The organism is Halomonas sp. 707D4 (genome assembly GCF_024158685.1).
In the GTDB taxonomy this organism is placed as follows: Bacteria; Pseudomonadota; Gammaproteobacteria; order Pseudomonadales; family Halomonadaceae; genus Vreelandella.
In genome coordinates this window covers 1-9,015 of sequence record NZ_JAMZBD010000085.1, presented here as the reverse complement: position 1 = coordinate 9,015, position 9,015 = coordinate 1, and the positions used below count along the sequence as shown (strand labels likewise).

General features: G+C 66.9%; 7 protein-coding genes. 4 read left to right on the top strand and 3 right to left on the bottom strand.

Annotated features, from left to right (window positions below):
* The 4 genes from BIS11_RS05685 to BIS11_RS05670 form a co-directional block, all read left to right on the top strand.
* Positions 1 to 1,045 (top strand): BCCT family transporter (locus tag BIS11_RS05685; RefSeq protein ID WP_253585805.1); only part of this gene is annotated, 1,045 nt, incomplete at its 5' end.
* Positions 1,046 to 1,264: 219 nt separating this feature from the next.
* Positions 1,265 to 2,263, top strand: coding sequence for a TAXI family TRAP transporter solute-binding subunit (locus tag BIS11_RS05680; protein ID WP_253426091.1), 999 nt, complete (start codon positions 1,265 to 1,267; stop codon positions 2,261 to 2,263).
* A 168-nt stretch (positions 2,264 to 2,431) separates the two neighbouring features.
* Positions 2,432 to 4,276 (top strand): TRAP transporter permease, encoded by a 1,845-nt coding sequence (locus tag BIS11_RS05675; RefSeq protein ID WP_253585804.1) that lies wholly within the window; start codon positions 2,432 to 2,434, stop codon positions 4,274 to 4,276.
* Positions 4,277 to 4,347: 71 nt separating this feature from the next.
* Complete coding sequence (locus BIS11_RS05670; protein ID WP_253421805.1) at positions 4,348 to 5,259, top strand: LysR substrate-binding domain-containing protein; 912 nt, start codon at positions 4,348 to 4,350, stop codon at positions 5,257 to 5,259.
* Positions 5,260 to 5,342: 83 nt separating this feature from the next.
* On the opposite strand, the gene BIS11_RS05665 is transcribed toward BIS11_RS05670, so the two are convergent.
* The 3 genes from BIS11_RS05665 to BIS11_RS05655 all read right to left on the bottom strand — a co-directional run bounded on the left by BIS11_RS05665 (position 5,343) and on the right by BIS11_RS05655 (position 8,985).
* Positions 5,343 to 6,695 (bottom strand): VOC family protein, encoded by a 1,353-nt coding sequence (locus BIS11_RS05665; RefSeq protein ID WP_253421808.1) that lies wholly within the window; start codon positions 6,693 to 6,695, stop codon positions 5,343 to 5,345.
* 39 nt (positions 6,696 to 6,734) lie between these two features.
* The gene (locus tag BIS11_RS05660; protein WP_253421813.1) at positions 6,735 to 7,988 is read right to left on the bottom strand and encodes an aspartate aminotransferase family protein; all 1,254 of its coding nucleotides are present in this window, start codon (positions 7,986 to 7,988) and stop codon (positions 6,735 to 6,737) included.
* 181 nt (positions 7,989 to 8,169) lie between these two features.
* A complete protein-coding gene (locus BIS11_RS05655) occupies positions 8,170 to 8,985 on the bottom strand; it encodes a flagellin (RefSeq protein WP_253421817.1) in 816 nt (271 codons plus the stop codon).
* Positions 8,986 to 9,015 lie beyond the last annotated feature (30 nt).

The window sequence follows — 9,015 nt, the reverse complement described above, 5'->3', positions numbered from 1 at the left end:
CGCCCACTACGTGAAGGGCCAGCCGCTGCAGCCGCGCACGCTGCTCTACCCGGTGTTCGGTGAACGGCTGTTGCGCGGCCCGCTCGGCGGGTTGATCGACGCCTGCTGCGTGATCGCCGTGGTGGCGGGCACCGTCGGCCCGGTGGGCTTTCTGGCCACCCAGGTGAGCTTCGGCCTGCACGACCTGTTCGGCCTGCCCAACAACTTCTTCACCAAGCTCGCCGTGCTGGTCGTGCTGGGCGCGGTGTACGTGCTCTCCTCGGTGAGCGGTGTCCAGAAAGGCATGCAGTTTCTGAGCCGCGTCAACGTCATACTGGCGCTGGCCATCGGCGGCATCATCTTTCTGTTCGGCCCGACGCTGTTTCTGTTCAACAGCTACTTCAGCGCCATGGGCACCTACCTGGGCGATTTCTTCAAGATGGTCACCCTGACCGCCGAGACCGCCCCGGCGGAGTGGATGCAGTGGTGGATCGTGTTCTTCTACGCCTGGTTCATCGCCTTCGCCCCGTTGATGGCGATCTTCGTGGCGCGCATCTCCCGCGGGCGCACCATCCGCGAGATGATCTTCGCCGTCGCCGTCATGGCGCCGATCGCCACCACGGTGTGGTTCACCCTGCTCGGCGGCTCGGGGATCTACTACCAGCTGACCGGCGCCATCGAGCTGACCGATGCGCTGACCAACTTCCAGTTCGACATCGCCACCCTGACGGTCGCCCAGGCACTGCCCGGCGGCACCTGGATGGCCCTGGCGATCCTGCTGCTGACCACCATCTTCGTGGCCACCACCGGCGACTCCATGAGCTACTCCATCGCCATGGTCGGCGCCGGTCACGACAAGCCGAGTGCGTTCATGCGCGCCTTCTGGGGCGTCATCATGGCCATCATGGCGGCGGTGCTGCTGGCCATGCGCGAAGGCCAGATCGCCGCGCTCCAGCAGTTCATCGTGATCACCGCGGTGCCGGTCTCGCTGTTTCTGCTGCCGTCGCTGTGGAACGGCCCCCAGGCGGCCTACGCGATGGCCCGCGAGCAGGGCATCATCGACTAGGCCCCCGGCCCGCATTCCGGTCACGACTCGAGGCCGGGCATCTCGCCGATGCCCGGCCTCGCAGGTTTCGGGCCATGACCAAAAGGAATGCATATACAACTTAATTTCTTTTGTGCGGCGTGCACGACCCGTGAACAATAGGCCGCCTTCCCCTTGACCTTCCCGCCGGTCACGACGAGGCGGCGACGATTACAAGAGTTCGAACGAGCAGGAGTTGATATGAAGCCTTCCCTTTCCAAGGCGCTGTGCGGCGTCGGTGCCGGCCTGCTGCTGGCCGGCTGCGGCGACGAGAGCAAGACCCCCAACATCGCCATCGGGCCGCCCGCCAGCACCACCCAGGGCGTTTCCCAGCTGCTGTTCGATGCCTACGGTATCGGCAGCGACAAGTACAACTCCTATCAGGAAGGCTTCGGCGCCGCCCTCGACGGTGTCCAGGACGGCAACATCGATATCTCCATCGGTATCCTGGGGCTGCCCTCCGGCAGCATCGAGAACCTGCAGGCCTCCAGCGGCGACGTGCGCCTTCTGGGCTTGAGCGATGCCGCGATCGACTACATCGAGTCCAACAGCGCCTACCGCCGCTTCACCATTCCGGCGGGCAGCTACGACTTCCAGGACGAGGATGTCGAGACCATCACCGCCTACGCGGTGCTGGTGGGCAACACCCACACCATCGACGAGGAACTGGGCTACGAGCTCGCTCGCCTGATGCACGAGCACGCGGGAGAGAACACCCACGCCCAGTCGGCCTTCATCACCCTGGAGAACGCCCTGAACGGCGCCGAGGGCCTGCCGATCCATCCCGGCGCCAAGCGCTACTACGAGGAGCAGGGCCTGACCGTCGACAACCCGGTGGCGAGCCTGGACGACATCTCGGCCAAGAGCGAGTACGTGCTGGGCACCGGCAGCCAGGGTGGCACCTACTACCCGCTCGGCGGCGAGATGGCGACCATCTGGAACCGCTACCTCGACGGCCAGAACTTCACCAACATCGAGACCGGTGCCTCCATCGAGAACCTGGTCAGCATCCGTGACGACCGCATGGACCTGGGCATGACCGTGCACGCGCCGGCCCAGGACGCCATCGCCGGCCGTGGCGAATTCGAGAGCGGTGCCATCGACAACGTCGCGTTCATCGGCCATATCTACCCCGAGGTGATCCAGGTCGTGACGCGCGAGAGCAGCGGCATCGCGAGCCTTGACGAGCTCGCCGATTAACTCTTCATCCGCGCCGCGGGCTTGCCCCGCGGCGCCATCCGCCTGAGGTTTCGACGTGGATAAAAAAAAACACCTGACGATGCGGCCACGCTAGAAGCGTCGCTGCTGGAAAAGTACGACCGCGAGTCCAACACCCGCTCGCCCCTGCAGCTTGGCAAGTGGGCCTGGGTGATCACCCTGATGGGCATCTCGCTCACCTGCTTTCATCTCTATACCGGCTACTTCGGCACCCTGCCCTCCCAGAAACAGGGCGCGGTGCACCTGGGCATGGCGCTGGGCATGATCTTCCTGCTGTTCCCCGCCACCCGGGGCGCGGGCCGCAAGAAATCGGTGCCCTGGTACGACGTGGTGCTGGCCTTCGTGGCCACCTTCACCGCCTACTACAAGATCCTCTTCTACGAGGAGGTGCTGCGCGCCCGGGTGACCGGCTATACCAGCCTGGATCTGGCCGTGGCGGCGCTGGGCGTGCTGTTCGTGCTGGAAGCGACCCGGCGTACGGTCGGGCTTCCGATCGTCATCATGGCCGCGCTGGCCATCGCCTATGCGCTGCTTGGCAATCTCATCCCGAGCCCGCTGCTCTCGCATCCCGGCTTCGCCCTCGAGCAGGTCTCGCCCTACCTCTGGTTTCGTGAAAGCGGCGTCTTCGGCACGCCCTTGCAGATCTCGGCGCGCTTCATCTTCCTGTTCCTGTTCTTCGGCGTGGTGCTGATGCACACCGGCGTCGGGCGCTTCTTCAACGACCTGGCCTTCGCCGTCACCGGGCGCTTCACCGGCGGCTCCGGCAAGGCGGCGGTCATCGCCAGCGCCCTGCAGGGCATGATCTCCGGCAGTTCGATCGGCAACACCGTGGCCTCGGGCTCGTTCACCATCCCGATGATGAAGAACGCCCGCTTCAAGCCGGAGGTGGCCGGCGCCGTCGAGGCCTCGGCCTCGACCGGCGGGCAGATCATGCCACCGCTGATGGGGGCGGCGGCCTTCATCATGGTCGAGTACGTGGGGGTCTCCTACCGCGAGATCATGCTCGCGGCGCTGATTCCCGCGGTGCTCTACTTCGCCGGCATCTTCATCGGCGTGCACTTCGAGGCCAAGCGCCACCGCATCCTCGGCCTGCCCAAGGAGGAGCTGCCGAGCAAGCGCAAGCTGATGCTCGAGAAGGGCTATATGCTGCTGCCGCTGCTGGTCATCGTGGCCACCATCAGCGCCGGTTTCACCGCCCAGCGCGCCGCGCTTCTGGGCATCGCCTGCGCCTTCGCGGTGAGCTTCATCCGCAGGGAAACGCGCCCGAACCTCAAGAAGGTGCTGGAGATTCTCGAGCAGGGGGCGCGCGTGGCGCTGCCGGTCATCGCGGCGGTGGCCTGTGCTGGCATCATCGCAGGGGTGGTCGGCATGACCGGGCTCGGCGCCAAGTTCGCCGCCGGCATCATCAGCCTGGCCGACGGCGTGCTGATCCTGGCGCTGCTGTTCACCATGGTGGCCTGCATCGTGCTGGGCATGGGCCTGCCCACCACCGCCAACTACGTGGTCACCGCCACCATCGCGGCGCCGGCATTGATCAACGAGTTCGGCCTGCCGCCCATGGCGGTGCATCTGTTCGTGTTCTACTTCGGCATCATCGCCGACATCACGCCGCCGGTGTGCCTGGCCGCCTTCGCCGGCGCCGGCATCGCCCGGGCCAACCCGATGCTGACCGGCTTCACCGCGGTCAAGCTCGCCATCGGTGCCTTCGTCATTCCCTACGCCTTCATCTACAACCCGATGCTGGTGATGGTCGACGCCACCCCGCTGGGCATCCTGGGCGCGCTGGCCTTCTCGCTGATCGGCATCATGGGCGTCAGCAGCGCCTTGATCGGCTACTTCCTGCGCGATTCCCGCCCCTGGGAGCGGCTGGTGCTGCTGGCGGCGGGCCTGGCGATGGTGGTACCGGAGCTTCTCACCACCGGCGCGGGGCTTCTCGCCATGGTCGTCATCGGCTGGCTGCAGCGCCGACGCCCGGAGGCGCCCGCCATCTCGTAAGCGCGGCGGCTTTGAGCTATCCTCCCGGTCCCGCCGCCGGGAGGGTGGATCGGTCATCAGGAGCCCCACGCGTGTTTTCTCGCAATCTTCCGTCTACCACCGCGATGCAGTGCTTCGAAGCGGCTGCGCGCCACATGAGCTTCACCCGCGCCGCCGACGAGCTGAATCTGACCCAGAGCGCGGTCAGCAAGCAAGTCGCCCAGCTCGAGTCCTCGCTGCAGCACAAGCTGTTTCGCCGGGTGCGGCGCAGCCTGCTGCTGACGCCGGAAGGCGCGATCTTCCTGAGCGACGTGCGCAAGGTGCTCACCCAGCTCGACATGTCGACCCAGGCGATCATGACCTACAGCGGCAACAGCGAGGTGCTCAAGGTGGCGACCCTGCCGAGCTTCGGCAGCCGCTGGCTGGCCAGCAAGCTTCCCGCCTTCCTGGCCGCCCATCCGGGCATCAGCCTCGAGTTCCACGACCGGGTGGAGGATTTCGACCTCGAGCAGCAGGACATCGACATCGCGTTCTTCTACGGTCACGGCAGTTGGCCGGACCTGGCCTGCCACAAGCTCTTCGACGAGCGCATGGTGGCGGTCGCCGCGCCGGCGCTGCTGGCCCATCACCCGGTGCAGAGCGCCTCACAGCTTGCCGAGCTTGCGCTCTTGCACCTGTCGACCCGCCCGGATGCCTGGCACCACTGGTTCGCCGACCAGGGTATCGCCACCGATCGCAGCTATCACGGCACCCGCTTCGAGACGTTCCCCATGCTGGTACGCACGGCCATGGCCGGCGGCGGGGTGGCGCTGGTGCCGCGCTTCACCGTGGACGAGGAGCTCGCCGCCGGGCAGTTGGCGATCGCCTGGCCCTATCGCTTTCAAAGCGCCAGTGCCTACTATCTGGTCTATCCGGAGCACCTGGGAGAGCTTGCCAACGTGCGTCGCTTCGTCGACCACATCGTCGCCTGCGCCGAGATCACCCGCAGCGAACTCGTCGAGTAGGCCGCGCAACGGGGCAAAAAGCGGGAAAAAAAGGAGCGTAACGTGGGGAGGCCCCGCCCCGAGTCGGGCGGGACCTAAGTCGGTCAGTCGCCGAGGCTTTCCAGCACCTGGCGCCGGGAGGCCTGCTCACGCTCGGCGTAGAGCGCGAGCTCGTCGGTGACCGGGGCGCCGAGCGCGGCCTCGAAGGCCTCGCGATTGGCGTTGCCGGCGTAGGCGCCGCTCGCCTCGCCGCCGAGGTTCGACTGGAAGATACCGGCGGCGCTGACGGGCAGGAAGTCCTCGTAGGTGATCGGGTGCGCCTCGACCACGCCCTGCTCGATCAGCCGCTCGAGATCACGCTCCTCGCCCCGGTAGCCACGCCCCTGCTCGGTCAGGTGGTAGTGGAAGAAGGCCAGCGCTTCGCGGCGCAGGCCGGCAGCGTCGTCCGGAAAGTCGCTGAAGACCTTTGCCATCACCTGCTGGTGGGCGTCGTTCTCCTTGCCGTCGCTTTGCTGGCGCCCCTTCGTCAGCAGCCGGTCGTAGAGCGCCCGGCCCTTGGGCGTCAGCGCCACGCCGCGCTGCTCGATCTCGCCGAAGCGCGCGGTGTGGGTGCCCTCGTGGTCGCCGGCGAAACGAATGGTCTCCTCCAGCGCCTTGAAGCTGGTCTGGCGCAGCAGGATGGGGCGCTCGCGGCGCGGCGGCCCTTCGATCACGGCCTTCGGGTTGATCCCCACCGCCGGCATGCGCCGCTGCACCTCGTCGATGTCCAGGGTACGCGGGGTCAGGTGGTTGATGTGAGGGCCACGAAAGCACACCACGTCGGCGATCAGCCGATGTTCGTCGTGCAGCGCCTGATAGGTGGCGTGATCGACGGTGGCCTCACGGTGCCAGCGGAAGGTCTCGAGCGCTTCCTTGACGAAGGCGTCCGCCTGCTCGGCGTCGAGCCCGCCCTGGGACTCGTGACGTGCGATCAGCTCCCGCGCACCAGCAGTGAAGATGTCGCGTCGGGCGAGGATCTCGGCGGCGCGCTCGCGCAGCGCCGCGTCCTCGATCAGTTCGAGGCGCAGCAGCGAGGTGAAGACGCGAAAGGGGTTTCTGGCCAGCGCGTCATCGTCGATGGGGCGAAACGCCGTGGAGTGGACCGGCACGCCCGCTTCCGAGAGATTGTAGTAACCCACCGGGTGCATGCCCATGACCGCGAACAGCCGGCGCAGCATGGCGAGCTCCTCGGCGGTGCCGACGCGGATCGCGCCGTGACGCTCGACGCTCAGCCGCGAAAGCTCGCTCTGGGCCTCCAGGCGACGAGCGAGCTCGGGCTGCGCGGCCAGCGTCTCCCGGTTGACCTCGGCCACCAGGTCCAGAAGCGTGGTGTACTGCGGCACCTCCTCCTGATACATGGCCGACATGGCCTTGGAGAAGCGGTCGCGTACGTCGTCGGTCGAAAGATAGGTGGTCATGGCATCCTCACGGTGTTGTGTTGTTCAGTTGGATGGTGCTCACGCGGTCAGCGCCTCTAGCGCCCGCTCGATCATGTCGAGTCCTTCGGCCAGCACCTCGGGCTCGGTGGTCAGGGGCGCCAGCAGGCGCAGCACGTTGCGCCGGCGGCCGCTGGGCATCAATAGCACCCCCGCCTCGCGACCGGCGGCCAGCAAGGCATCGAGATGCTCGGCGCCGGTGGCGCTGGCGGTGTCCTCGAAGACGATGCCGCGCATCGCGCCGATCCCGGTCAAAGCGCCGAGCATGGGAAAGCGCCCGCTCTCGCGCCAGCGCCGGTGGGCGTCGACGATCATCGCCTCCTGGGCGCTTGCCCAGCCCGCGAGCGCCTCTTCGCTCATGATCTCCATCACCGCCAGGGCGGCGGCACAGGCAACGGCGTTACCCGAGTAGGTGCCGCCGAGCCCGCCCCTGGGCAAGGCGCCCATCATCTCGGCGCGCCCGACCAGCGCCGCCAGCGGAAGTCCGGCGGCCATGCTCTTGCCCATCAGCACGATATCGGGCTCGATGCCTAGGTGCGTATAGGCGAAGCGCCGCCCGGTGCGTCCGAAACCCGACTGGATCTCGTCGCAGATCAGCACGATACCGTGGGTATCGCACAGCGCGCGCAGCGCCTTGGCAAAGCGTGGGCACAGCATGCGAAACCCGCCTTCGCCCTGCACCGGCTCGACCACGATACAGGCCACCTCGTCCGCCGGCACCTCGACCTCGAATACCCGCTCCAGGGCCGCCAGCGCCTGCTCGGCGCTCACGCCGCTGTCGGCACTCGGGAACGGCAGATGGTAGACCGGGCCGGGCAGCGCCCCCAGGCGGTTCTTGTAGGGCTTGACCTTGCCGTTCAGGTTCAGCGCCGCCAGGGTGCGCCCGTGAAAGGCGTCGTCGAAGGCCAGCACCGCCTGGCGGCCCGTCACCCCGCGCGCCACCTTGAGCGCGTTCTCCATCGCTTCGGCGCCGCTGTTGGTGAGCATGCAGGTGGCCTCGAAGGAGAGCGGCACGAAGCGCTCGAGCGCCTTGGCCACGTCCAGGTAGCCACGGTGGGGCACGGCATTGAACGCCGAGTGCATCAGCGTCTCCACCTGCGCCTTGACCGCCTCGACCACCGCCGAAGGACAGTGGCCCAGGTTGAGCACGCCGATGCCGCCGATGAAGTCGATGTAGCGGCGCCCCTGTTCGTCCCATACGTCGGCGTTGCGGCCGCGCGCGATACAGACGGGGTGGATGACGCCCAGGGAGGCGCTGATATTGGGAAGATCCATCGCCACTGCTTCTCCATCATGGCTGGTGAGTGGCGCTATCAAACCAATCGGGCGCGGGCAGCACAAACGAAAAAAAACGCTCAACGCATTCCGATAAGGAATGCGAGCACACGGTCACCCCCCTTTGGGCCGCCGGGCCAGTCGTGAAAAGGCTGGCCTGGAATGAATCGAGGGCGGAGCGTTACAGGCCGTCGAGCAGCCGCAGGATGAGACTGGGCTGCTGGTTGGCCTGGGCGAGGATCGCCACGCCCGCCTGTTGGAGGATCTGGGCGCGGATCAGGTTGGAGACTTCCCGGGCGTAGTCGGTGTCCTGGATCCGCGACTGGGCGGCGGAGAGATTGACGATACCGTTTTCCAGCCCGTCGATCACGCTCTCGAAGCGGTTCTGCACCGCGCCGAGGTAGCTTCGCTGGCGATCGAGGGTCTTGATGGCACCGTCGAGCAGGTTTGTGGGTTTTTCACTCGCCTCGCCGGCGAGCACGCTGAAGCCGGCAAGCCCCAGCGCGTCGACGTTCATGGTGGCCATGCGCACGCCGATGGTGTCGCCGCTGTTGGCGCCGACCTGGATGCCGAGGGTCTTCTCCTCCATCAGCCCCACGCCGTTGAAATTGCTCTGCCCGGCGAGCCGGTCGATCTCCTCCAGGCGCTGGTCGATCTCGTCCTGGATCGAGCGCAGGTCCTGGGCGTTGTAGGTGCCGTTGCCCGCCTGAACGGTGAGCTCGCGGATACGCTGCAGGTTGTCGTTGATCTGGTCGAGGGTGCCTTCGGCGGTCTGCACCATCGAGATGCCGTCGTTGGTGTTGCGAATGGCCTGGTGCATGCCGCGAATCTGCGCGCCCATGCGGTTGGCGATCGCCTGGCCCGCCGGGTCGTCCTTTGCGCTGTTGATCCGCAGCCCCGAGGAGAGCCGCTGCATGGAGGTCTGGATGGCCTGCTGGCTGGCGCGCAGGTGCTTCTGCGCCACGAGCGAGGAGAGGTTGGTCGCCAGGGTGAACATGCCGGTCGTGCGCGTCTCTTGGAATCGGGT

Coding starts and splice junctions, on each gene's coding strand:
- BIS11_RS05665 (WP_253421808.1), bottom strand. CDS start 6,695: ATGACCACCTATCTTTCGACCGACGACGTACGCGACCGCTTCTCCAAG.
- BIS11_RS05660 (WP_253421813.1), bottom strand. CDS start 7,988: ATGGATCTTCCCAATATCAGCGCCTCCCTGGGCGTCATCCACCCCGTC.
- BIS11_RS05680 (WP_253426091.1), top strand. CDS start 1,265: ATGAAGCCTTCCCTTTCCAAGGCGCTGTGCGGCGTCGGTGCCGGCCTG.
- BIS11_RS05655 (WP_253421817.1), bottom strand. CDS start 8,985: ATGTTCACCCTGGCGACCAACCTCTCCTCGCTCGTGGCGCAGAAGCAC.